Source organism: Pseudocitrobacter sp. CD920760 (genome assembly GCF_057782505.1).
This window is the reverse complement of sequence record NZ_CM173490.1, coordinates 4,570,408-4,592,854: the sequence shown is the minus strand read 5'-3', so window position 1 is coordinate 4,592,854 and position 22,447 is coordinate 4,570,408. Positions and strand designations below refer to the sequence as shown.

Annotated in this window: 26 protein-coding genes; 6 read left to right on the top strand and 20 right to left on the bottom strand. The window is 52.4% G+C overall.

All coding sequences use genetic code 11. The features are described 5' to 3' along the window. Nucleotides 1–6 precede the first annotated feature (6 nt). Nucleotides 7–1,002 carry a ubiquinone anaerobic biosynthesis protein UbiU gene (gene ubiU / locus AC1MKH_RS21545; RefSeq protein ID WP_015962877.1) on the bottom strand — a complete coding sequence of 332 codons (996 nt, stop codon included), beginning with the start codon at nucleotides 1,000–1,002 and terminating at the stop codon, nucleotides 7–9. 205 nt (nucleotides 1,003–1,207) lie between these two features. On the opposite strand from ubiU, the gene ubiT reads away from it, so the two are divergent. Together ubiT and AC1MKH_RS21535 are read left to right on the top strand one after the other, a co-directional pair. Beyond that, nucleotides 1,208–1,732, top strand: coding sequence for a ubiquinone anaerobic biosynthesis accessory factor UbiT (gene ubiT, locus AC1MKH_RS21540; RefSeq protein WP_015962878.1), 525 nt, complete (start codon nucleotides 1,208–1,210; stop codon nucleotides 1,730–1,732). Then, nucleotides 1,726–2,229, top strand: coding sequence for a GNAT family N-acetyltransferase (locus AC1MKH_RS21535; RefSeq protein WP_276220913.1), 504 nt, complete (start codon nucleotides 1,726–1,728; stop codon nucleotides 2,227–2,229). Before ubiT ends, AC1MKH_RS21535 begins: the two co-directional genes overlap by 7 nt. Here the strand turns inward: AC1MKH_RS21535 and AC1MKH_RS21530 are convergent. Then, nucleotides 2,216–2,500: a GIY-YIG nuclease family protein gene (locus tag AC1MKH_RS21530; RefSeq protein WP_108474997.1), complete on the bottom strand. Its 285-nt coding sequence runs from the start codon at nucleotides 2,498–2,500 to the stop codon at nucleotides 2,216–2,218. The two genes, AC1MKH_RS21535 and AC1MKH_RS21530, sit on opposite strands and share 14 nt — an antisense overlap. Before the next feature lie 54 nt (nucleotides 2,501–2,554). On the opposite strand from AC1MKH_RS21530, the gene AC1MKH_RS21525 reads away from it, so the two are divergent. After that, on the top strand, nucleotides 2,555–2,998 hold the full coding sequence (locus AC1MKH_RS21525) for a YhbP family protein (RefSeq protein WP_276220910.1): 444 nt from the start codon (nucleotides 2,555–2,557) through the stop codon (nucleotides 2,996–2,998). On the opposite strand, the gene AC1MKH_RS21520 is transcribed toward AC1MKH_RS21525, so the two are convergent. After that, a complete protein-coding gene (locus AC1MKH_RS21520) occupies nucleotides 2,978–3,496 on the bottom strand; it encodes a type 1 glutamine amidotransferase domain-containing protein (RefSeq protein ID WP_276220908.1) in 519 nt (172 codons plus the stop codon). The two genes, AC1MKH_RS21525 and AC1MKH_RS21520, sit on opposite strands and share 21 nt — an antisense overlap. 102 nt (nucleotides 3,497–3,598) lie before the next feature. On the opposite strand from AC1MKH_RS21520, the gene AC1MKH_RS21515 reads away from it, so the two are divergent. Then, complete coding sequence (locus AC1MKH_RS21515; RefSeq protein ID WP_276220906.1) at nucleotides 3,599–4,243, top strand: NAD(P)H-binding protein; 645 nt, start codon at nucleotides 3,599–3,601, stop codon at nucleotides 4,241–4,243. A 98-nt stretch (nucleotides 4,244–4,341) separates the two neighbouring features. Here the strand turns inward: AC1MKH_RS21515 and dolP are convergent, their stop codons facing one another. Genes dolP through AC1MKH_RS21495 form a run of 4 tightly spaced genes read right to left on the bottom strand, consistent with a single transcriptional unit; the run spans nucleotide 4,342 to nucleotide 7,972 of the window. Further along, on the bottom strand, nucleotides 4,342–4,917 hold the full coding sequence (gene dolP, locus AC1MKH_RS21510) for a division/outer membrane stress-associated lipid-binding lipoprotein (RefSeq protein ID WP_276220903.1): 576 nt from the start codon (nucleotides 4,915–4,917) through the stop codon (nucleotides 4,342–4,344). Nucleotides 4,918–4,926: 9 nt separating this feature from the next. Further along, nucleotides 4,927–5,517 carry a DnaA initiator-associating protein DiaA gene (diaA, locus tag AC1MKH_RS21505; RefSeq protein WP_015962885.1) on the bottom strand — a complete coding sequence of 197 codons (591 nt, stop codon included), beginning with the start codon at nucleotides 5,515–5,517 and terminating at the stop codon, nucleotides 4,927–4,929. Nucleotides 5,518–5,546: 29 nt separating this feature from the next. After that, complete coding sequence (locus AC1MKH_RS21500; protein WP_276220900.1) at nucleotides 5,547–5,933, bottom strand: YraN family protein; 387 nt, start codon at nucleotides 5,931–5,933, stop codon at nucleotides 5,547–5,549. Next, the gene (locus tag AC1MKH_RS21495) at nucleotides 5,891–7,972 is read right to left on the bottom strand and encodes a penicillin-binding protein activator (RefSeq protein WP_276220898.1); all 2,082 of its coding nucleotides are present in this window, start codon (nucleotides 7,970–7,972) and stop codon (nucleotides 5,891–5,893) included. The genes AC1MKH_RS21500 and AC1MKH_RS21495 overlap by 43 nt, the downstream gene beginning before the upstream one ends. A gap of 63 nt (nucleotides 7,973–8,035) precedes the next feature. On the opposite strand from AC1MKH_RS21495, the gene rsmI reads away from it, so the two are divergent. Beyond that, entirely contained in the window at nucleotides 8,036–8,899 is an 864-nt protein-coding gene (rsmI, locus tag AC1MKH_RS21490; RefSeq protein ID WP_149463970.1) for a 16S rRNA (cytidine(1402)-2'-O)-methyltransferase, read from the top strand. 52 nt (nucleotides 8,900–8,951) lie between these two features. Here rsmI and AC1MKH_RS21485 read toward each other — a convergent pair whose 3' ends face one another. From AC1MKH_RS21485 to kbaZ, 12 genes are all read right to left on the bottom strand, one after another. Next, nucleotides 8,952–9,665, bottom strand: a complete 714-nt coding sequence (locus tag AC1MKH_RS21485; protein WP_276220895.1) for a galactosamine-6-phosphate isomerase — start codon at nucleotides 9,663–9,665, stop codon at nucleotides 8,952–8,954. Nucleotides 9,666–9,676: 11 nt separating this feature from the next. Beyond that, nucleotides 9,677–10,468, bottom strand: a complete 792-nt coding sequence (agaD, locus tag AC1MKH_RS21480) for a PTS galactosamine transporter subunit IID (protein WP_253898373.1) — start codon at nucleotides 10,466–10,468, stop codon at nucleotides 9,677–9,679. Beyond that, entirely contained in the window at nucleotides 10,458–11,255 is a 798-nt protein-coding gene (gene agaC, locus AC1MKH_RS21475; protein WP_276220890.1) for a PTS galactosamine transporter subunit IIC, read from the bottom strand. Before agaC ends, agaD begins: the two co-directional genes overlap by 11 nt. Before the next feature lie 49 nt (nucleotides 11,256–11,304). After that, nucleotides 11,305–11,772, bottom strand: coding sequence for a PTS galactosamine transporter subunit IIB (gene agaB, locus AC1MKH_RS21470; RefSeq protein WP_276220888.1), 468 nt, complete (start codon nucleotides 11,770–11,772; stop codon nucleotides 11,305–11,307). A gap of 204 nt (nucleotides 11,773–11,976) precedes the next feature. Then, a complete protein-coding gene (kbaY, locus tag AC1MKH_RS21465; RefSeq protein WP_276220886.1) occupies nucleotides 11,977–12,849 on the bottom strand; it encodes a tagatose-bisphosphate aldolase subunit KbaY in 873 nt (290 codons plus the stop codon). A gap of 12 nt (nucleotides 12,850–12,861) precedes the next feature. Beyond that, entirely contained in the window at nucleotides 12,862–14,016 is a 1,155-nt protein-coding gene (locus AC1MKH_RS21460; RefSeq protein WP_276220884.1) for an SIS domain-containing protein, read from the bottom strand. A gap of 279 nt (nucleotides 14,017–14,295) precedes the next feature. Then, nucleotides 14,296–15,426, bottom strand: a complete 1,131-nt coding sequence (nagA, locus tag AC1MKH_RS21455; RefSeq protein ID WP_276220882.1) for an N-acetylglucosamine-6-phosphate deacetylase — start codon at nucleotides 15,424–15,426, stop codon at nucleotides 14,296–14,298. Next, nucleotides 15,423–15,857, bottom strand: a complete 435-nt coding sequence (gene agaF / locus AC1MKH_RS21450; RefSeq protein WP_276220880.1) for a PTS galactosamine/N-acetylgalactosamine transporter subunit IIA — start codon at nucleotides 15,855–15,857, stop codon at nucleotides 15,423–15,425. The genes nagA and agaF overlap by 4 nt, the downstream gene beginning before the upstream one ends. A gap of 15 nt (nucleotides 15,858–15,872) precedes the next feature. After that, on the bottom strand, nucleotides 15,873–16,751 hold the full coding sequence (gene agaE, locus AC1MKH_RS21445; protein ID WP_276220878.1) for a PTS N-acetylgalactosamine transporter subunit IID: 879 nt from the start codon (nucleotides 16,749–16,751) through the stop codon (nucleotides 15,873–15,875). Next, nucleotides 16,741–17,520 carry a PTS N-acetylgalactosamine transporter subunit IIC gene (gene agaW / locus AC1MKH_RS21440; RefSeq protein ID WP_276220876.1) on the bottom strand — a complete coding sequence of 260 codons (780 nt, stop codon included), beginning with the start codon at nucleotides 17,518–17,520 and terminating at the stop codon, nucleotides 16,741–16,743. Before agaW ends, agaE begins: the two co-directional genes overlap by 11 nt. Before the next feature lie 11 nt (nucleotides 17,521–17,531). Next, nucleotides 17,532–18,005, bottom strand: coding sequence for a PTS N-acetylgalactosamine transporter subunit IIB (gene agaV / locus AC1MKH_RS21435; protein ID WP_149463959.1), 474 nt, complete (start codon nucleotides 18,003–18,005; stop codon nucleotides 17,532–17,534). Between the two features lie 27 nt (nucleotides 18,006–18,032). Beyond that, entirely contained in the window at nucleotides 18,033–19,313 is a 1,281-nt protein-coding gene (kbaZ, locus tag AC1MKH_RS21430) for a tagatose-bisphosphate aldolase subunit KbaZ (RefSeq protein WP_276220874.1), read from the bottom strand. Between the two features lie 249 nt (nucleotides 19,314–19,562). On the opposite strand from kbaZ, the gene AC1MKH_RS21425 reads away from it, so the two are divergent. Then, a complete protein-coding gene (locus AC1MKH_RS21425) occupies nucleotides 19,563–20,369 on the top strand; it encodes a DeoR family transcriptional regulator (protein WP_276220871.1) in 807 nt (268 codons plus the stop codon). Nucleotides 20,370–20,588: 219 nt separating this feature from the next. Here AC1MKH_RS21425 and garD read toward each other — a convergent pair whose 3' ends face one another. After that, entirely contained in the window at nucleotides 20,589–22,160 is a 1,572-nt protein-coding gene (gene garD / locus AC1MKH_RS21420; RefSeq protein ID WP_276220869.1) for a galactarate dehydratase, read from the bottom strand. Nucleotides 22,161–22,447: the final 287 nt, after the last annotated feature.

Below are 22,447 nucleotides of genomic sequence, written 5' to 3'. Positions count from 1 at the left end.
TCTTTCCTACTGCCATTTGCGGTGGTACGCGCCAAGCGTGGTTTGTGTGCCTTCGGACATTGAGCCGAGGGTGTCCATCCATGCCGCCTGTGGCACAAAGTTTTGCGGGTCCGCGATGCAGCGATCGATGGCCTGACGCCATACTTTTGCTACCTGGCTGACATAGGCCGGGCTACGCTGGCGACCTTCGATTTTCACCGAGGCAATATTGGCGGCCAGCAGTTCCGGCAGCAGTTCCAGCGTATTCAGACTGGTCGGTTCTTCCAGCGCGTGATAGCGCTCGCCGTCTACCAGATAACGCCCTTTACACAGCGTCGGATACCCGGCGTTCTCGCCGTCCTGGTAGCGGTCAATCAATACTTCATTGAGGCGCGATTCCAGCCCCTGTGGCGTTTGCTGCCAGCGTACATAGCGCGCCGGAGAACACGCGCCGACGGTATTCGGTGATTCACCGGTCAGGTAGGACGACAGATAGCAACGGCCTTCCGCCATAATGCACAGGCTACCGAACGCGAACACTTCCAGCGGAACGGGGGTGACGCGCGCCAACTGTTTCACCTGGTGGATGGAAAGCACGCGCGGCAGCACCACGCGAGCGACATCGAAATTGCGGTGATAGAAGCGAATTGCTTCTTCATTAGTGGCGGAAGCCTGAACGGAGACGTGGCGCTCAATATGCGGGTAACGTTCTGCCGCGTACTCCAGCATAGCGATGTCCGCGAGGATCAGCGCATCTGCGCCAAGCTGTGCGGCCATGTCTACCGCGCGTTGCCAGCGAACGTAACCGTCCGGGTGCGCGAAGGTATTGATGGCGATATGCAGCTTACGCTTATGCTGGTGCACAAAGCTGACGGCTTCCTGCAGTTTTTTCTCGGTAAAATTCAGACCGGCAAAATGGCGGGCGTTGGTGTCATCTTTCAGCCCGATATAGACAGCATCGGCACCGTTCTCGATGGCCGCCTTAAGCGCCGGGAGATTTCCGGCAGGGCAGAGCAGCTCCATAATTCTTCCTGCAGATAGCGATAATGTTAACGAGGTGGGATTTTAGTTAACCTGGCGGCGATTATTTTTGATTTGAGGCAGACAAAAGCGTATTGATGGCACCAATAATGGTTAGTCTTTACCACATAATTGTTGATTTACGCCGCTATGTCGTTTATCTGATATGGCAAAATAACAGGATTATTGCATTCAGGGAGTAAAGCTTGTGTTGGATAAACTGCGTTCACGTCTGGTTCATGTTGCCCCAACGCTGATGAGCGTGCCGGTGAAATTCACGCCGTTCGCCCTTAAACGTCAGGTGTTGCAGCAGATGCTCAGTTGGCAATTCCGCCAGGCGCTGGCCGATGGTGAGCTTGAGTTTCTCGAAGGTCGCTGGTTAAGCATTGAGGTGCGTGATATTGGCCTGCAATGGTTTACCTCCGTCGAGAACGATCGCCTGATTGTGAGCGAGTCGGCGCAGCCAGATGTGAGCTTTAGCGCGGACGCCAGCGATTTGCTGATGATCGCCGCGCGTAAACAAGATCCTGACACGCTCTTCTTCCAGCGTCGACTGGTCATTGAAGGCGATACGGAGCTGGGTTTGTACGTTAAAAACCTGATGGATGCCATTGAGCTTGAACAGATGCCAAAAGCGCTTCGTGTCATGCTGATGCAGCTGGCGGACTTCGTGGAAGCCGGGCTGAAAACGCCATCAGACTCTAAACACACATCGGTAGGTGAGCCATGCTGATTCGAGTGGAAATTGGGATTGATGCACCGGGGATTGACTCCCTGCTGCGTCGTACCTTCAACGGCGACGGGGAAGCCGATCTTGTGCGCGAGCTGCGCGAAGACGGCTTGATTACCCTCGGACTTGTGGCGACGGATGACGAAGGTCACGTGGTGGGTTACGTGGCATTCAGCCCGGTAAGCGTCGAAGGTGAAGAACTGCAGTGGGTCGGGCTGGCGCCGTTGGCGGTAGATGAAAGCTATCGCGGGCAAGGGCTGGCGCGCCAGATGGTCTATGAAGGCCTCGATTCTCTGAACGAGTTCGGTTATGCCGCGGTCGTCACGCTGGGCGAGCCCGCGTTGTACAGCCGTTTTGGCTTCGAACGCGCCGCACAGTACGACTTACGCTGCCGCTGGCCGGGCACGGAAGACGCGTTTATGGTTCATCGTCTGGCGGATGATGCGCTGAACGGCGTGCACGGCCTGGTCGAGTATTCCGATCACTTTAATCGTTTTTAAGGCCGCTTAGCAGGGCTTCAAACGACTCTTCTCCAGCAACGAGGCGCTCTTTCTGGCGCTTCGTTAGCTGTTTAATGCGATATTCCAGCCGCAAAGCCAGTGAGTGCTCACCAACCTCGCCAGAAAATGCCAGCGTCAGTTCACCCTTGCCGCGTAGCGCTTTTGCGCCTTTTCCGCTTTGATGCTGCTGAAAGCGACGCGCTACGTCGGTGGTGATCCCGGTATAGAGTTTGTTATCCGCCGAGCGGACCAGATAAAGAAACCAGGGCACGAGTTGAAACCTGTATAGTAACGTGAACGCACCTTAGCATAACGGAGAGAAAAGATGGAAACGCTTGCTGCCATTAGCCGCTGGCTGACAAAACAACACGTTGTAAGCTGGTGTGTGGCGAGTGAAGGCGAACTCTGGTGTGCGAATGCATTCTTCGTGTATGACGCCGACCGTGTCGCGTTTTATCTTCTCAGCGATACCACCACCCGCCACGGCCAGATGACCGGTACGCGCGCGCCCGTTGCCGGAACGGTTAACGGCCAGCCGAAAACGGTGGCGCTGATTCGCGGCGTGCAGTTCAAGGGCGAGATTCGGCTGCTGGAAGGTGAAGAGAGCGACGAGAAGCGCGCGTTGTATAACCGCCGCTTCCCGGTCGCCAGAATGTTGTCAGCACCCGTGTGGGAAATTCGCCTTGATGAACTCAAGTTTACTGACAACACGCTGGGCTTCGGTAAAAAACTGCATTGGCTACGGGAATCAGGCGCCCAGCAGGCGTAACGCTTCCCGGTTAAATGCCGGTAAATCATCTGGCGTCCGGCTGGTTACCAGTTGGTCATTATCGACCACCACTTCCTGGTCGTAAAAATCCGCCCCGGCATTTTTCACATCCACTACAATAGGTTTCACAGCGGTGAGTTTGCGCCCGCGCACCACATCAGCGCTGATCAACAGTTGCGGCCCGTGGCAGATGGCGAAAACCGGTTTACCGGCGTTAACAAAATCGCGGGTGAAGGTGACAAAACGATCGTCGCCGCGCAGGTAGTCTGGCGAGTGGCCGCCTGGCAGCAGCAGAGCATCAAACTCCGCAGGGCTAACCTGGTCAATGGCGGCGTCAATCTTCACTTTCGCTTCGCCACGTTTACCCGTCACGGTGTTACCGGCCTGCTTCTCAATGGTGATAACCTGATGGCCCGCTTTGCGAAACGCATCGGCGGGAGAGGTAAACTCTGAATCTTCAAACTCGTCGGTGATCAAGACGGCTATTCTCTTGCTCATGATTCCTCCATGGTTTTGGCTTCAGAAAAAATCCTGCGAACTATACAGTCTGGGGCAGGACGACGAGATTACAAGGGTGAAAAATCCGTAAAGGGGATATGAATGAGTCAGGTATTGATAACCGGCGCGACCGGGTTAGTTGGTGGTCACTTACTGCATCTTCTGCTTCAGGAACCGCATATCTACTCGATTGCCGCCCCTACGCGCCGCCCGCTTGAAGGATTTCCCGAAGTCTTTAATCCGCACGATCCGCAGCTGAGCGACGCGCTTGCGCAGGTCACGACGCCGATTGATATCGTGTTCTGTTGTCTGGGGTCGACGATGCGTGAGGCGGGCTCAAAAGAGGCGTTCATTCAGTCGGATTACACGCTGGTGGTCGATACGGCGCTTACCGGTTTGCGACTGGGGGCGAAGCATATGCTGGTGGTGAGCGCGATGGGCGCCAATGCGCATTCACCCTTTTTCTATAACCGCGTCAAAGGTGAGATGGAAGATGCGCTGATTGCGCAGCAGTGGCCACGACTGACCATTGCCCGGCCATCCATGCTGGTGGGGGAACGCCATAAAAAACGCCTCAACGAGTCGCTGCTGGCCCCGCTGTTTGGTTTCCTGCCTGGGAACTGGAAGTCGATCAAGGCGCGCGATGTGGCGCAGGCAATGCTGACGGAAGCGTTATCACCGGAGCGGGAACCCGTCACCATTTTGAAGTCAGGAGAGTTGCGCGACATCGCGCGGCGAGCAGTGTAGGCCGGATAAGGCGTTTACGCCGCTATCCGGCAATTACGCTACACGGTGCCTGATGGCGCTACGCTTATCAGGCCTACGGTTGACGCAGGCCTGAGCGGTTACTGAATATAGGTAAACGCCGTTGTGACGCGTTTCACTCCGCTAACGCGGCTGGCGATATCCGCGGCGGCTTTGCCTTCACGGTCTGTCACCACGCCCATCAGGAACACTTCACCGTTTTCCGTCGTGACCTTCACGTTTGATGATTTCACCTGATCGGTCGTCAGCAACTGGGAGCGTACTTTCGTTGTGATCCAGGTATCCGTTGACGCAGTGCCCAGGCTAATTGGCGCACCCTGACGAATTTCGTTGAAGACTTCGGTGGTGCCCTCTACGCCCATAGCGATTTGCTTGGCCTGAGCCGCCAGCCCGGTATTCGGCGCCTGACCGACCAGCAACACTTTGCCCTGGTATGCCGTCACGTTGATGCGCGCTTCTTTCTTAATTTGTTCGTCTTTCGACAACGCGGTGTTTACGCGTAGCTCCAGCGTGCCATCGTCAACCTGTGTTCCCACAGTACGCGGGTCGGTTGCCGCTTTCGTGCCTACCGCTGCGCCGCCAACCACGGCAGCGGCGACGCATCCCTGAAGCAGCAGCGCGGAAATAAGGACTGCGACGGGCGAGAATGCCTTCATATGTACTCCTTAATCGTCCTGGTGTGGGAAAAGCGTGTTATCAATCAGATCGCATAAGCAATTCACCGTCAGCATGTGCATTTCCTGAATGCGCGCGCTGCGGTGGGAAGGGATGCGAATTTCCACATCCTGCTGACCGAGTAAACCGGCCAGTTCACCACCGTCGTAGCCGGTTAACGCCACAATGGTCATATCACGCGTCACGGCAGCTTCTACCGCTTTCACGATGTCGCGGCTGTTGCCACGCGTTGAAATTGCCAGTAACACATCTCCGGCATGACCCAGCGCGCGCACCTGCTTGGCGTAAATCTCATCGTGTAAGCGATCGTTTGCGATCGCCGTTAAGACCACATTATCTGCATTAAGTGCAATCGCGGGTAAACCAGGGCGCTCGGTTTCGAAACGATTGATCATACAGGCAGCAAAATGCTGTGCGTTGGCGGCGGATGATCCGTTACCACAACAGAGAATTTTGTTGCCATTGAGCAGTGACTGCACAAGGGTCATAGCGGCTCGGGAGATAGCATCCGGGAGGGCTTCTGCCGCTGCAATTTGCGTTTGAATGCTTTCAGTGAAGCAAACTTTAATTCTTTCGAGCACGATTTCCCTTTAAATTCTTGATGTTGCTATTAGCTAAATGCGTTTTTAAGCCATTCGATCTCATTGCCTGTGAAGGCTACCACATCGAAACGGCAATCCACAGTATCAAAACTTCCATTGTGACGGGCGAGCCACAATTGAGCAGTGTGTAATAATTTATGTTGCTTGCTCCGGGTTACGCTGGCGGCAGCGCCGCCATACGCACCGGAAGTACGATAACGGACTTCCACAAAAACCGTTACCGTGCCGTCGCGCATAATCAGGTCGATTTCGCCGCCGCGATCGCGAAAGTTGGCGGCGATGAATGTTAGCCCCTGATGTTCCAGCCAGCGACGCGCGCGAAGTTCCGCCGCGTCGCCAGTCTGTTTCGTAGTTAGTTTGCTGAAACGACCTGACCCTGTTGGTATTTGAGCCATGATAACTTCCTGTTAATCACGCAATCCTGAGTTGCCGTCAAATCGCCGGTGTTGCCATTCAGCTCAAAGCCCGGCACCTGGCGCATTTGCGAGAAATGATTCGCCAGCGACCAGGCATCTGCGCCCATTGCATACAGGCGCGCCAGGGAATAGTCGTTATTCACCGCACGCAGTGCCTGCTGCATCAGAGATGGGTTGCTGCCCGCCAGCATCGGAATCTCACTGTACTGCAAGCCTTCCATCTCTAAACGGAAATCGGGGCCGGCGACACCCTGCGCGCTGCGCGAGCTGGCATACAGCGTTGCGCCACCCTGGCTGCCGTTACGCATGGCGATCATCGGCTTGATGAACGCAATTTCCTGCGCGGTCGCCACGATGTACGCGGCATCCACTTTACCACCGCTGCTGATTTGCGCATCGCTCGGCGGTGCCGGAATCGTTAAATCGCCAATCGTCACGCTCTGTGGTTGATTCTGGCTGGTGGTGACCGGGCTGCCGGTCAGTGCAATACCGGAGCCGCCGTTCACGCCGCCGCGCAGCTCAGACAGGGAACCAAATTTCTGCTGTAGCACGGTACCGCCGCCCAGCGATTGCCACTCTTCTGCGAAGGCGCGCGTTACGCGATCGCCCAGTGCGCTGCGCGGAACCAGCAGCAGCGGAGCCTGTTTACCCTGCTCATGAATATGACGCGCGGCGTCGCGCGCTTCATCTTCCGGAGAGAGCGCGAAGTAGCAGACGTTCGCACGGTTGGTGACTGACTCCGGCTGGTTAAGCGCCAGCACGTTCAGCGGCGTATTGCTTTTCAGCAGGTCGTCGACATTGTTTTTCAACAGCGGGCCGACGACCAGCGTGACGCCATCCTGCTGAGCCTGCGTCAGAATCTGGCTCATGGGCTGCGTGGTGGTGTCATAAATTTTCAGCTCGGCGAACGGATTCGCAGCAGCGGGCTGGGCCGCAGGCGTTGCAGGTGCGGTTGCGGCTGGCGCTTGTTCTTGCTGCTGTGGTGCGGCGGTGACGGATTGCACCGGTGCTTGTGCAGGCGCTGGGGCCTGTACTGGGTGCGTCTGCGGTGTCGTCAGGTCAGTGACTTCGGCCTGAGACGGGCTCACCACGTCATTCGTCGATGCCGCCTGTGCAACTTGTTCCGGCACCGCGCTGCCGCTTACCGGAGAAATCCCGTTTTTCGCGGCTTCAAAACCTTGCTGAATGGCGCGGCCAAACACCGCTGCCTGACCATTTAACGGCAGAAGCAGGGCGATCTTATTGGTCGATGCGGGTTTAAAGCTCTGGACGTTCACCAGTTGGGTCGGCAGCAGTTTTGCGCCAGGATTCTGCGGATAGCGGGTCTGCCAGTCTTTGATACCGGCTTTCATCATATCGGCATCGCTACGGTTATCGAACCAGACGCGTTGCAGATCGAGCCAACCCTGTAACACGTTTTCATCGGCATTAATCACCAGCGCGTTGGCCTGTTCCTGCGTCATTGCGGAAAGCGCCTGCCAGGTGGCATCGATATTTTTCTGTTTTTCCGGTACGGCTTTCAGTAGCGGTTCTTGCGCGATTAATGCACGCAGCAGCGTAAGTGTGGGCTTCCCTTGCTGCGAGGCGATGCCGTCGGCCCAGAAGCGGATCTGTTGATTGTTGCTCAGACCATTCGGGTCGATTTTTGCCAGCAGCGCTTCCGCGCCTTTGAAATCCTGCTGTGCGAGTTTGATCTCAACGGCCAGCAGCGACTGCTCCAGACGCTGCTCATCGTTAAGCTCTTTCGGTAACTGGCCGAACAGTTCCATTGCCTGCTGGCTCTTACCTTCTTTCAGCAGTGCACGAATGGCGAGTAATTGCCAGTTGGTCTTGCTATCATTCGCACTCTGCTGCATCTGCTGCAGGTAATAACCCGAGTCCGCTTGTGCGGTTCCCTCTAAATGGGATGCACTCTGGTCCTGTGTTTGCTGGGTGCCACAGCCGGCGAAAAGTAATGCCGCCAGAACAACAGGCAGGCAGCGCGCGGCTTTAGAACGAAGAAATGTTGACGGTACCATATGTATCCAGTGATATTTTTTTGGCTCAATGCTCAATATTAAATCGGCAATACGGATGAAACAATGAAACAACACGAATCAGCTGAGAATTCTGAAGGTCAGCTCTATATTGTACCCACTCCTATCGGGAATCTGGCTGATATCACCCAACGTGCATTAAACGTATTACAAGCCGTTGATTTAATTGCCGCTGAGGATACGCGTCACACCGGTTTACTGCTGCAACACTTTGCGATTAACGCCCGTTTGTTTGCGCTTCACGACCACAATGAACAACAAAAAGCCGAAACGCTGGTGGCGAAGCTGAAAGAGGGGCAAAACATTGCGCTGGTTTCCGATGCGGGTACGCCGCTGATTAACGATCCTGGCTATCATCTTGTGCGTACCTGTCGTGAAGCGGGCATCCGCGTTGTCCCGCTGCCGGGGCCATGTGCCGCTATCGCCGCACTGAGCGCCGCCGGTCTGCCTTCGGACCGTTTCTGCTATGAAGGCTTCCTGCCGGCCAAATCAAAAGGCCGTCGCGACGCGCTGAAAGCTATCGAAGAAGAAACGCGCACGCTGATTTTTTATGAGTCAACACACCGTCTGTTAGATAGCCTGGAAGATATCGTCGCGGTATTGGGCGAATCTCGCTACGTGGTTCTGGCCCGTGAGCTGACTAAAACCTGGGAATCTATTCACGGCGCGCCGGTAGGTGAACTGTTGGCGTGGGTGAAGGAAGATGAAAACCGTCGCAAAGGTGAGATGGTGCTGATTGTCGAAGGCCATAAAGCGCAGGAAGATGACTTGCCCGCCGATGCGCTGCGCACGCTGGCGCTGTTACAGGCAGAACTGCCGCTGAAGAAAGCGGCGGCCCTGGCTGCGGAAATTCACGGCGTGAAAAAGAATGCGTTGTATAAGTATGCGCTGGAACAGCAGGGCGATTAAGACGACTTGACCAGGTTGCGGCTCCAGATTAAGCCGCAACCCGACAGGCGTTCTACCTCGCGATTGACCCATCAACCAGACACGTTAATTTCTCATGCAACCACAGCAATGAGGCTGGTGTTAGCGTACTTATCCTTTTTGACATAAACCGTTCAAAAGCATCCTGTTTTCCCTCTCCTGCAATCAGCATAAGAACTTCTCTGGCGCTCATGATTTCTTTTAGCCCTAACGTAATACCGAATTCAACGGGAATACCTGCTTGTTGCAGCATGTCATGACCCCGCGTTTTATCATCAAGCTTGCTGATGTGGCAGAACGGTTCGAGAGTCGGCGAAGGTTCATTCAGACCCAGGTGACCATTTTTACCCAGCCCCAGAACACAGAGATCCAGCCCGCCGCGTTGGGCAATTTGATGCGTCACACGCAGACATTCTGTTTCATCAATCCCTTCAGATCGAAAACCGATTAGCTGGTCTGCCCGTAACGCCAGAGGCTCTATAACGTGCTGTTGCAGGAAATGCTCACAGGTTCCTGGTGTCTCTAAGGGTAAACCCACCCACTCATCCAGTTTTACAAAGGTCACTTTGCTGATATCTATCCTGCGCTGGCGGATTTTCTCTACCAGATAATGATAGGTAAGCAGCGGCGTCGCGCCGGTAGCAAGGCAAATGACGGCGTCCGGTTTATTTTCAATGCAGGCAAGCAACAGTTCGCTGGCTTGTTGGCTCAAAACGTCATAGTGACTACAGACATTAATTTTCTGCATGATGATAGGTCCTAAAGAATGCCCAGTGCTGAGGCGAGGATTGCCAGTACGAACGTCACGCCAATCAGTAATACCGGGTGTGATTTTTTCACCCGCAGGAAGTAGTACATCAGTAGCGTATAGCCCAGAGGCAGAATATTCGGGAAGACTTTGTCGAAGAAGTCCTGCTGGAGCGCGACTTTATGAGTGGCATCAATAGCGAACGTGGTGATCACATTGATGTGCACGTAGGAGGCAATCAAACCACCAATGACGGTGATCCCGAGGATCGTCGCGGAACGGGCAATCATTTGCGAGTTCTCACGCACTTTGTCGATCGCTTTGACGCCCAGCGTATAGCCGATATGTGTCCAGCCGACGCGCAGGAAGAATACCCCCAGATAGACGGCGAAAAAGAGTATTGGCCCGAGCAGGTTTCCCTGACTGGCAAAAGATGAACAGATCCCGGCCATAATCGGTAACAACGTAAACCAGAAAATAGCGTCGCCAATCCCGGCAATGGGCCCGAACAATGCAACCTTTAACCCTTTGATGGTGCTGCGATCTTCTTTATTTTCCTCCATGGAGATTAACAGGCCCATCAGGAAGCCCACCAGGTTAGGGTGAGTGTTAATAAACTCGAGGTTATCCTTCATTGCCGCGCTTAACCCGGCCTTGTCGTCCTTATAGATTTTCTTTAGCAGCGGTAACATTGCCCAGGTAAAGCCCCCGGCCTGCATACGTTCATAGTTAAAGCTGGCCTGAAGCAAAGAGGAGCGAAACCCTAAGCGGGTAATATCTTTTTTGCTAATTTCAGATCCCATTGCTGTAGTCCTCTGTTGATTCACTTTTCTGCACGACTTGCGCCGCGGCTTTCGTTTTTGCGTTGAAGAATTCCCAGATAGCAAAGCCTGCGCCGAGCACCGCAACCGGTAGTAAGTTGTTGACCGGGATAAAGCAAACAAACAGGAACCCGGCTATCAGGTAAGGCGTGAACTGGACCTTAAACATCACGCGTAACAGCAGGCCGAAACCGACAGCAGGCAGGATGCCGCCAGCGACTTCAAATCCATGTGTTAACCAGCCAGGCATGGCCTTAACCAGTGATTGCATCGCCCCCTGCGCCAGATAAGTGCACAGAAAAGCGAGTAGGGCATATGAGCTGGCGACAATCAGCATGGTCGTCCAGTTAAGCCTTGAAAAAGCTCCCGTGTTCGCTTCCTCTGCACAGCGGTCAGCTTTAGCCATAAACAACGAGAATGCTGAGTAGAAAAAGAGAATGATGTATTGCATCAGCAGGCTGAAAGGGAGACCGAGGCCAATCGCCGTTTTGGCATCGACGCCAGTGGAGTAGGCAATAACGGTGGTCATCAATCCGGCCATAATGGGGTTCGGAGGTTGAACGCCGCCCGCAGGTGTAAGACCCGCAAAGGCCAGTTCGGTTAATCCACCCGTGATAAGCCCCGTTTGAATATCTCCCAGAATGGCACCCGTTAACGTACAAACGATAATGGGACGAAAAAGGAAAAGTGCTTCCAGCCAAAAATCAATTCCCAGGAAGAACACTAATGCGGCAAGGGATATCCCTTGCATTAATGTAATTTCATGCATATCAATGCCTCATAAATCAGTGATGTCAGTTTGAATATCTGGAGGACATTTACTCAGGTATGCTTTCCTTTTGATCACCAGGAACATCCTGAATAAAAACATTAATGTGATTTTTCTTTATAAAATGTAAATCTTGAGCATTGACATAAACTTTATTACTGATTTGGCGTTTACCCTCAGAGAAATGCATATTACCCACGTTAACGTCTTTTAACGGCACTCCGCCTTCGACGAGTTTACGGGCCGTTGCAGGTGTGCGGCAGATGAGGAATATTTTTTGATGTGGCGCGGCCTTACCAATGACGTTAATGGTTTTCTCTATAGAGAAAAATCGAATGCCGAAACCATAGGTGTCTGCGGTCATACCCATGAGCTTTTGCTGAATGTCATCACCCGCCACCTCATCATCAACAACGACTAACAGATTCGCTCCGATGGTCGATGTCCAGGTCACACCAACCTGACCATGAACTAAACGGTTATCGATACGTGTTAATAAAATATTTGGGGAGCTCATATTATGTTTTCCTGTCATATAAATTTATTGTAATATAAAAATGGTGAATATTTATGTGTGACTTGCAGGGACTCAGCGCTTCTAATTACGTACCTCTACGTAACTTTATCAAAAATAGCGTTATCCAGTGATTGCCAGATAACGCTCGCTAATTTTATGCTTTAATGCAACGTCAGTTTTTTAAATATAGAGTTAAGCAAGGGTTTAATTAACTGACTCAACAAGTAGTTTTTGTGCTGATCCACAGACGGTAATTTTGTTTCTGACAATTTCTTTCATTGCATCCATCCCTACGCGCATATAATACCGAGGGTCATTACCATCAGGATTTTCGCTAAACCACTTTTTAACTGCTGCGGCAAAAGCAATTTTCAATTCTGTTGCAACATTAACTTTGCAAATACCCAGCTCAATGGCGCGTCTGACATACTCGTCTGGAACATCACTCGCACCATGAAGAACTAACGGAATATCAACCACTTCACGAATTTTGGCAAGTCTGGCAAAGTCAATTTTTGGGCGCTGTTTATATAAACCATGTGCTGTTCCTATCGCAACGGCCAGGCTATCTACCCCGGTCAGTTCCACAAATTGACGGGCCTCTTGCGGGTCGGTAAGAAAAGCGCTTTCTGCATCGACGCTCATGTCATCTTCGACGCCACCCAGGCGACCAAGCTCGGCTTCAACGCTGCAATCGTGGCGATGGCAGAAATCGACGACCGATTTTACTAAACGGACATTCTCTTCAAACGGATAGTGGCTGCCGTCGATCATTGCGCTGCGTACGCCAGCATCAACTTTGCAGCGGATATCATCAAGTTTTTCATGATGATCGAGATGGAGAGCGAGGGGGATATCGTAGCTTGCTGAGTAGGCTTCACACAGCGCGTAAATCTCTTCAAAAGCGATGTGTTTGAAGGTACCCGGCGTTCCGGCCAGGATAACCGGCGATCGAAGTTCACTACATACTTCCAGGATCGCCTGAATGGTTTCGGCGTTATGAATATTGAATGCGGGAACGGCGTAACCTTTTTCCTGGGCATCCTGAAGCAGGTATTTCGTCGAGATAATTGCCATTTGTCAGACCTCTCATGCGTTCCAGGGATGAATATTGACGCCCTGAACTACACGGTTTACGGTTCCGTTAGCCGAAGGGGAGTCGGGGGTAATTCCGGCTTTTAGCGATTCCGAAAGTGCAAAAATTTGCGCGTAGATCAGGAAACAAAAGGCCTGTTCAACATCATGGAAATGGCGAGCGGGAGGAAGGTAGAAATGTGGGCCCGCGTCGATCGCCGGATGCCTCTCAGCAGAGATCGCGATGACGCGCATTGCTTGCTTGTCATTACGCAATTCGGTCAGAAGATCCAGATCGTACTGACGGGTGTACGGATGGCTTGAAATCATCACAACCACCAGCGTTTCCCCATCGACCAATGATTTTGGTCCATGGCGAAAACCCGTAGGGGAATCGTAGAAGGCCGCCAGCTTGCCCGCGGTAAGCTCGAGAACTTTCAGCGCTGATTCGCGTGCTACGCCTTGTAATCCGCCACTGCCAAGGTAGACGATGCGTTTAAAAGGAAGATCGCCGAAGGGATGGGAATGGAATTCGCCCAGAGATTCAATAATCTGCTGGCAGCGTTCAGAGACTGCGCAAAAGCTGGCAAGATTAATCACTTCCGGGGCGAAAACGGCGAGGCAACTTGCCATCATTGTGGTGATGCTGCTGGTCATAGCAAAGCCACGATCGTGCGTTTCAGCAGGCATCAACAGCGCGTATGCCCGAGGATTATTATGAGCATCCTGGTAAAGTGCGCCAGCATCGTTACAGGTAATCATCAAATGGTAGCTGTTATCGATCATTTGATTGGCCAACTCAACGGCCGCCACGCTTTCCGGGCTGTTGCCGGATCGCGCAAAAGAGACCAGCAGCGTTGTGCGATCTTTACTGAAATGATCCATCGGATTACTCACGATATCAGTGGTCGGTACGGCAACGATATCAAGCTGAGTATGGCGGGCCAGCCAGGGCGCGATAATATCGCCAATAAAGGCAGAGGTTCCGGCTCCCGTGAGAATGATTTTTACGTTCCCGTCGTTCAGAACAGGCTTTAGAAAAGCCGCTATTTCGCACCGTTGGTTATCAAGGTTGTTGAGTGCTTTCAGCCAGGTCTCTGGTTGTTGGCGAATCTCTTCCTCCGTCCAGGTGGGTGCCGCCGTTGCATTGATATCCAGTGTTTCACTCATCACATCATCCTTAGCAGTAGCCATTCAGGAAATTACAGTGAGGGAATTGACCTTTCATTTCGTTTCACTGCTTCTTTCGTTTCTTTTCCTAAAATCTATAGAAAAGAAAATGAAAGGTCAATATTATAAAAGGAAATAAAACGAAATTTGTGAGATATGAAGGGTGTTTTATTTAAGATGATGAATTATAAGGTTTTATTTGTTTATCAAGATAAAAAAGTGAAAGAGGATGACTTACCGAGAGACTCAGTAAGTCAGTTAGAAACATAACGAAAGGATTTAAATGGCAACTATGCCATTCACCCAGGTTTTCTGTACCTGTAAATGGCTATCCAGGGCGATAAGATTCGCGCGTTTTCCTACGTCGATGGTGCCCAATTCGCTATCCATACCCAGCAGTTTGGCAGGGTGCAACGATGCCATTTTGATCGCCTCTTCTGAACTGATGTCGCAGAATTGCACCATATTGCGAACAGCAGCATCCAGCGACAGCGTACTGCCAGCCAGTCCACCTTCTTCAGTGCGCACCACGCCTTGTTTCATGTCGACAGCACAGCCGCAGATCTCGTAACGCCCGTCCGGCATACTTGCGGCACGCATGGCATCGGTAATCAGAATAATGCGCTGGCGAGCGCACGTGCAGCTCAACGCGAGTACCGACGGATGAACATGATGACCATCAGCAATAAGCTCCAGCCAGGCATGGTCATCCGTAAGGCCCGCCCCCACCATGCCGGGCTCTCGATGATGTAATCCCGTCATGCCATTGAAACAATGCACCAGACCGTCAGCGCCGGAATCAAAGGCTTTCTGTGTTTGTTCCGATGTCGCAGCGCTATGGCCAAGCATGACAAGAACGCCTCGTTGTTTAAGGTACGTAATGGCTTCCAGTGCTCCGGGCTTCTCTGGCGCAAGCGCGACGATGCGTAAGGTCTGTTGTGAAACAGTGATTAAGCGGTCCAGTTCATTGAGGTCTAACTCCTGAAACAACGCCGCTGGATGCGCGCCACGATTCTTCGGCGTGAAAAAAGGTCCTTCCAGATAACTCCCCAGAACCGTTGCACCGGGCCCACCAGACTGGCAACGTTTAGCAATGCGAGCCAGTGCGTGATGTATCTCTGCCATTGGTGCAGTGACCGTTGTTGGCAGCCAGGCGCCAACCCCTTGTTGCGCTTTAAAAATGGCTAATCTATCAAGCGCGTCAGGATCGCAATCCATCACATCCACGCCATCGCCGCCATGAACATGCAGGTCAATATAGGCCGGACAGAGTAACTCCGCTTCACGGAAGGGAGTTCCAATCGGTACAGGTTCGATGGCAGTGATCATTCCGTCATCAATACGAAGTAACCTGTCGTGACACCAGCCCTGCCCGGTCAATACATGCCGGGCACGGATGATTTGCGTCATATTCCTTCCTCAACGGGTTCGCTTTCTCGATTGCGGACAAGCTCATCGGCGAGACTGGTCAAACCCCGGTGACCGCACTCGAGTGCCTGCTGGCGAAAATCTTTGCAGTTCAGTTCATCGCGCTCCATCGCCATTTCTAACAGTAATTGCAGGTTGGTGCCGGTGATAACTTCACAATCAAGGCGTGGCATCGCAAGCGTTGAAGCCACGCGGAAAGGCGTACCGCCTAACAGGTCTGTGAGAAAAATGATGCCTTCGTTTCCCGGTAATGTTTGTATCGCCTCTTCAAGCTGTGCGGTGAGAATCGCAGTGGACGACGTTTCCGGGAAATCGATGGCAACAAACTGCTCCTGCTCACCAAGAATCTGTAACATCGCCTTTTCCATTCCGCTGGCGAACCCGCCGTGTCCTGTCAAAATAATGCTTAACATTGTGTCTCCTTATGCTCAGAGGAAGTGGGCAAATTTGCCGACGATACCCAACACGACGGTGATACCAATAAGGCGCAATGGGCTCCAGCCGCGACGAACAAGGCCGTACATCGCCAGGGTATAGACCAGGGGTAAAAACGCAGGCATCAACTTATCAATGACATCCGCCTGAAGTTTAACGACCGCGTCGCCTGCGGTAATTTCGAGCGTCGTCGCCAGGCGCACATAGGTTGCTACCAGTGCACCGATGACCGTCATGCCGACAATCGACGCCGCGTGCCCCACTTTGCGCGTGTTGGCTTTTATAAGTGGAATCGCTGCGACACCCATCCTGTATGCGTAATGCGCCAGACCGAAGCGCAAACCTAAATGCACCACGTTAAACAGAACAATAAAAATAACCGCGCCAAGGATGGACCCCTGAAGCGCCAGGCTTGCGCCGATGCCGCCACAAATAGGGAGAAGCGTGAGCCAAAACATGGCATCACCAATACCGCCCAGCGGTGCGCCGACGGCTATCTTGGTACTTTGGATGCTATTAACGTCCTGCTTAGAACGTTCCATCGCCAGAATGATGCCGATGACAAAGGTCACTAAAAAAGGATGGGTATTAAAAAATCCCATATGTCCTGTCATTGCCCGCGCGAGGTCGCGCTTATTCGTATGGATTTTTTTTAACGCAGGAAGCAGCCCATATAGCCAGCCAGAAGCCTGCATACGCTCGTAGTTAAATGAGGCTTGTAAAAGCATTGAGCGCCATGCCACACGATTAATATCCTGCCTTGTCAGGTCTGCCCCCATTGACTGATCGTCATAAACATTTTCGTTTACGCCGGTCAGCAGGGTTTCCTCTTTATCTGCAACCGGGGCCAGCGTGGTGTGATTAGATGCCATCTTCAAATTCCTCCTGCTGTGACGGTGCAGTTTTGGGTTCAGGATCTTTACGAACGAAATCGATGAGCGCCATTGCCAGCGCGGCAGCGGCAATGGCCAGTACCGGTAACTTCAGCCAGGCCGCGGCGACAAAACCGAGGATGAAATAGGGAATGTAGACATTCTTCATCATGATTTTTAGCAGGACCGCAAAGCCGATAGCCGGCATGATGCCGCCTGCCACGCCGAGGCCATCAATCAGGCGTGTCGGTAGAACATCAATGGCTGTTTTGGCGTGTTCAGCGCCGAAATAGATTGGCAGGAACGCACACAAAAAGTAGAACGTGCCCAGGGCCAGAAGTGCCAGATAGTTGATGCGCTCAATACCACGGGTATCCGCGTTAGCAGCCAGATTGTCACAACGTGCCATGACCCCGGACATAACGGAGAACAGGAACGTAATGCCCATTTGCACTGCGACGGCAAAAGGAACGGCGACGCCGACAGCAACCTCAGGTTTTACCCCTGTTGTAATCGCAAAAGTGGTGCCCACGATGGTGCCAATAATCACGTTCGGCGGCTGTGCCCCTGCCAGAGGCGCCAGACCCATCCAGACCAATTCCAGCGTACCGCCGGTCAGAATCCCCGTGTGCAGATCGCCGAGAATGAGCCCTACCAGCGGCCCGAGTACCACCGGGCGATGCATGTGAGTCAGGCCATTGAACATATCCAGGCCGGCAATAAATGCCAGTATTCCGAGTGCGGCAGCCTGTAATAAACTGATTTCCATGACACTCTCCTTCAGAGAAGTTTAAACAGATCCTGTGCGGGTTCTGTGGGGACGCCCTGGACAAAGCAGGCAACATTATTTGCCTTTAGCCCGTTGAACGCGGCGATATCCCTGGTATCGACGGAAACCGTTTTTGCTATTTGCTGTTTGCCGTTAACGTAGTGCATGTTGCCGACATTAATCCGGCTGACCGGAACGCCGCCTTCTACCAGTGCTAAAAAATCCGTTGGGTTTTTGCAGACCAGGAGAATTTTCTGTCTGTCAGCAGCACGGTGAATGTTATCGATGACTTTTTGTAGTGACCAAAAGCGTACGGCAATGCCTTCTGCCAGTACCATTTCCATCAGGTTTTGCTGAACGGGGTCCTCAGCCACTTCATCATTCGCGACCAGTACCAGATTTGCGCCAGCGAACCCCACCCACTGCACACCTACCTGCCCGTGAATCAGGCGTTCATCAATCCGACTCAACACAATATTTGGCATAACATTTTTCCTTTCTTTTCTTCTTTGTTATAGCGGCGTGCAGGCAGCGTGGTACTGGCGCAGCACGTCCTGAATATGGTCGATGATCAATTCATGCACCGTCGCGGTGAGCTTGCCTTCGCGGACGCGGGCGTATTGCAGCGGTAAATATTGACTGAGGAGAGGAAGCGCGAGGGTTTCATGCTCCAGATTTCGTACCAGCTGATGATAAGCATCATCAATGCATTGATCGGGCCAGTAGTAACGAATGCGGTCGGAATAGCTATAGCCTCGGGCCAGGCGGCGTAGTGCGTTGTCACCGTGGTAGTGGCTTTCCCAGTATTCTGGTTTTTCCAGCATGACATTTTCTACCACTGTACGAAGGCTGGCGCTGGTACGAGAAGGGATCAACTCCTCTTCAATGGCGCTAAGGGCAAAAAGCGCTTCCCGTAGCGCGAAGGTGAGTGCCGGGCCTACTTTAAGAATGGCAAAGTGATCGCAAACTAACTTTTGCAGTGATGCAGGGTTCTGATAATCGGTCGAGTGCGCTTCAAAAATTAGCGTGTCGTAATCTTCGATCATTTGACTAAGTGCAGTGGCATTTTCAGGCACATAATCGATAACCTGTGTGTTGTCGAATTCGACGCCGGGTTGAACGACAAGCCCGATGATTCTTGGCCAAATGGCGGTGAGCCCATGTTGTTCAAAGGCATCGTAATGCGCTCGTAGCGTCGCTTGTGCGGCAGAAGGCGTCGTCACTTCAAGTGTATTTAGCGTTTCATGAGCACCTCCCGGAACGGGGACTTCGGTACCGATGACGTAAACAAGGTCAGATTCACCAAACATCTCGTGCGCCGTCTCTTCGGCAATTGTCGCCAGTCGCGCGGCACGGCTGGCGACAATGGTGTCGGTCAGGGGAACAGGATCGTCGGCGCAGGACATGCTGCAATCGAGATGGATCTTTTTAAATCCGGCCTGAACATAGCTTTTTATCAGATCTTCAGCGTGAGCCATGGCAGTGTCAGAGGATAATTTTTGCCAGCGGTTTGGCCCCAAATGATCGCCTCCAAGGATTAAGTCCTCTGACGGGAAATGCCATTTATTCGCAAGTTCTATAACAAATTGGCGAAAATCTACGGGTGTCATTCCCGTATAGCCGCCAAATTGATCGACCTGATTCGATGTGGCTTCTATCAGAAGCGGAGCTTGCATTTCACGGGCGAAACGGATGGCAGCTTCAAGTACAACAGGATGTGCGGAACAGACCGCGTATATTCCTTTGGCTGCACCTTTTTTATGTTGCTCCACGATGTGCGTCAGATGTTTCACTTTCATCTCCCGGTAGGGTTCTATGTCAGTAAATCTTTCGGTTTGTTTCATTTGATAGTGTATTAAGGTGATGTAAAAACAAAACGAAAGATAATAGAATTACGATCTGTTTCACAAAAGAAATATAACGAAAGGTTCTGGCGTGGCGAAGAAACCGGTCTCTGCACCGTTTCCGGCTTGCTTTTTGGTAAAAGAAAGGGGTTAATAGACGAAACGAAATAAAACGAAAGATTAAGAAAAGGATTATCGATGAGCGACTCTACTTCTGCGGACAAACGGATGACTGGCACCAGCGAGCGTCGTGAGCAGATTATTCAGCGGTTACGCCAACAAGGAAGTGTTCAGGTTAATGATCTTTCTCACTTTTTCGGTGTATCAACCGTCACCATCCGTAACGATTTGGCATTCCTTGAAAAGCAGGGGATTGCGGTACGCGCCTATGGCGGCGCGCTAATTTGTGAAACGGGTGCAACAAACGTAGAGCCTAGCCTTGAGGATAAAAGTGCACTGAATACCGGTCTTAAGCAGCGTATTGCGCAGGTTGCGGCAGAACTGATTCATCCAGGGCATCGTGTGATCCTTGACTCCGGTACGACGACCTATGAGATTGCAAGGAAGCTGCGCCATCATCAGGGCGTAATCGCGATGACGAATGGGATTAACGTAGCTAATGCGCTACTGGAAGCTGAGGGAGTGGAGTTGCTGATGACCGGTGGGCATTTGCGCCGACAGTCACTCTCTTTCTACGGCGATCAGGCTGAACAGTCTTTGCAAAATTACCACTTTGATATGCTTTTCCTGGGCGTGGATGCGATTGATCTTGAGCGTGGCGTGAGCACGCATAATGAAGATGAGGCGCGGCTGAACCGTAAAATGTGTGAAGTGGCTGAACGCATTATCGTGGTCACTGACTCCAGTAAATTCAATCGTTCGAGCCTGCATAAGATCATCGATACTCAGCGGATCCATACGATCATTGTTGATGACGGTATTCCGCAAGAGTGCCTGGAAGGGTTGCGGAAGACGGGGATCGACGTTGTCGTGGTGGCGGAATAAAACACGATCCCAGGGCGATGTCAGAGTGCTGACAAGGTGCGCGTTGTTATTGCCGGATGCGGCGTAAACGCCTTATCCGGCCTACAAAATAGTGCAAAATCAATATATTGAAGATAACTTGTAGGCCTGATAAGCGTAGCGCATCAGGCAATTTTGCGTTTGTCATCGGTCTGACATGGCCCTAAGGCCATGTCTTGCGAGGAATATTCCAAAGTATTATCAGGTCACCGGTGCCGGGTTAAACACCGCCAGCTGGTTATGCAGCCCCCACTGATCCGAGAAGGTTTTCTTCTTCCCGCTGGCGACGTCGAGAATAAACTGGAACAGCTTCCAGCCGACATCCTCAATCGTCTCTTCGCCAGTGGCAATAGTGCCCGCGTTGATATCCATTAAGTCGTACCAGCGGTTCGCCAGTTCGGTACGCGTCGCCATCTTAATGACTGGCACCGCCATCAGGCCATACGGCGTACCGCGCCCGGTGGTGAAGACCTGCACCGTAATACCGGAAGCCACCTGCTGCGTGCCGCAGACGAAATCGCTGGCAGGCGTAGCCGCGTAGATCAGCCCGCGTTTGGTTGGGCGCTGACCGGGTGACAGCACTTCCACAATGGCGCTTTTGCCTGATTTGGCAATCGAGCCGAGCGCTTTTTCCACCACGTTTGCCAGTCCACCTTTTTTGTTGCCGGGGGACGGGTTGGCGCTGCGGTCGGTTTTACCCATATCAAGATAGTTATCGTACCAGGCCATCTCTTCCAACAGGCGTTTACCTACTTCTTCGTTAATGGCGCGAGGTGTCAGCAGGTGGATAGCATCACGTACTTCCGTCACCTCTGAGAACATCACGGTTGCGCCGCAGCGTACCAGTAGGTCAGACGCGTAGCCCACCGCCGGGTTCGCCGTCACGCCGGAAAACGCATCGCTGCCGCCACACTGCATCCCAACGACCAGTTCAGAGGCCGGGCAGGTCTCGCGCTGGCGCGCGTTCAATTTTTTCAGGTGGCGTTCAGCGACCTGCAAAATGTCATCAACCATCGATTTAAAGCCGACGTGCTGTTCGTCCTGCAAACGCACAATGCTGGCGCTGTCGACCGGAATGGCATTCACATCTGGCGTGCCTTCCAGCAGGCGTTCCGGCTGAAGTTTTTCACAGCCGAGGCCAATCACCATTACCTCGCCGCCAAAGTTCGGGTTCAGTGCAATGTTGTGAATAGTGCGGATAGGCACGATGGCGGCAGGTGCATTAATCGCCACGCCGCAGCCATAGAGGTGGTTCAAACCGACGACACCATCAACGTTGGGATACTTCGGCAGCAGGTCGCGTTCGATAATTTTGACGACATAATCAACAACACCCGCTACGCAGTGGACGCTGGTGGAGATCCCCAGCAGATTTTTCGTCCCTACGCTGCCATCGGCGTTGCGATAACCCTCAAAGGTGTAACCCTCAAGCGCAGGCAGCGGCTCCGGTACTTTGGTGGCCAGCGGCAGCGTATTCAGCGGCGGCGCTTCCGGCAGCGACACGGTGGATTCGTCGATCCAACTGCCTTTGACGATATCGCGCACCGCATAGCCAATGACTTCGCCATAGCGAATGATTTCGCCATTAACGGGAATGTCCACCAATGCCACCTTATGGCCTTGTGGAATATGTTCAATTAACTCAAGCCCATCAGGAAAACGTGTTCCTGCTTTTAAGCCATTATCATTAACAATAATCGCCACGTTATCCGTATCGTGCACTTTTATATAAAATGCTTTCGGCGCGTCTTGGCGAATTTCGATGTTAGCCATTGTCCAGTATTCTCCAGCCAGGTGGTAAACCTAAAAATTACAATAAAGGGTATCGCTTTCTGACGAAGCAAAATTATTACATCGCGTGATGGCATAAAGAATGTCAGGAGTTTAACGGTAAAAATGTGACGCAGATCACCACTTAATCGCCTGTCAGGCCAGCTGTGGCGGGTATTGCGTAAATCTGTGCATCAGCGCCCAAAGAGATGTGCATATGCTCAATAGTATGCGATATTAAAATATTCAAATTGTGGAATTGCACAGTGTGCAGAACAGCGATGCTGATT